Below are 1,182 nucleotides of genomic sequence, written 5' to 3' on the forward strand. Positions count from 1 at the left end.
ATATACCTACCGCTATCGCAACCAATATATTGTTGCTAATGACAGCCTACAATTACAACGCCTTGGTAAAACTATAGATACCATCAGTCAGGCTCAGATACAAGTAGGAACTATTGCCTCTAAAAACCAACAAAAACTGGCGGCTCCTGCTATTAAGGTTAACAAATCTAGTGCCTCCTCTGAAAACTACCTGTTTGTAAATTCCAAACTACTAGGAAGTAAAGAATCTTTGGTATTATGGAAAGAATCCTCTGTTATTGATGTGTACGACCTAGTAAAAAACCGTTATGAATTTAGTTTTTATGTAGAAGACATCGGAAAAAGCAAACTAAGAACATTTCAAGTATTCAATGATACCTTTATAGGGCTTATTGGTAATCATATTGTTCGTTATCAATTAGGAGATCGTTTTAAGCAAACACAGATTTCCCCTGATTTAACAGTGCAAAAATCAAAACCTAAAAACAACACCAGAATATCTGGTTAATCATACTGCAGTCAGGGCTAAGACCGAAAACCTGTAAAATAGAGTAGGTCATTAATTTTAAATATCTATATTATGAAATCTAATTTTTTTAAAATCGTTTTACCAGCTTTTGCTCTTATGTTAGCTATCACTGCTTCTCTTGCTTTTACCTCTGCTGATAGTGCAGAGGATACTGATACTAAAATTGTTATAGCGGAATACATACATCCTGATACTCAAGATTGTACAACAATAGATGAGGTTTGTTGTCAACTTACAGGAACTGATCTTTGCACAGCTATTGTAAAAAATAATGCAGGAAATGATGTTACAGTTGATTTATTTTTAAAAACATCAGTTTGTAATTTGATTTTGTATGAATACATCCCAGAATAATCTTGTGAAGATTAGGATAAAGGTGTCTATTTTTAGCCGTCATGGTCGGAAGGTTTTTTCTTCCGACTTTTTTGTTTTTAACAATATACAGGATTAAATATTAATCACCTGATTATCAATTGTTTGATTTGTTTTTCTAATAAAACCTCAGTGTCTTTTTATCTGATAATCAACCTATTATATCAGTATTTAAAAGCCATAAAGTTTCAGTAAATCAATTATTAGGAGTCATTTCAGAAGCCCTTTTAGCAAATTTATCACAAAGCACTAAAGCCCATATTTAAAAACCTTTTTGATTTAGATTCCTCAGAGAGTGTTGT

General features: G+C 32.1%; 1 protein-coding gene and 1 pseudogene. Both read left to right on the forward strand.

The features are described from left to right. Positions 1 to 487: pseudogene (locus tag Q4Q35_RS01795) on the forward strand (hypothetical protein); the annotation flags it as partial. A 72-nt stretch (positions 488 to 559) separates the two neighbouring features. Continuing rightward, on the forward strand, positions 560 to 862 hold the full coding sequence (locus Q4Q35_RS01800) for a DUF6520 family protein (protein ID WP_303276208.1): 303 nt from the start codon (positions 560 to 562) through the stop codon (positions 860 to 862). The last annotated feature ends 320 nt before the right edge of the window (positions 863 to 1,182 follow it).

Origin of the sequence: Flavivirga aquimarina, assembly GCF_030540835.1 — a bacterium.
GTDB lineage: Bacteria > Bacteroidota > Bacteroidia > Flavobacteriales > Flavobacteriaceae > Flavivirga > Flavivirga aquimarina.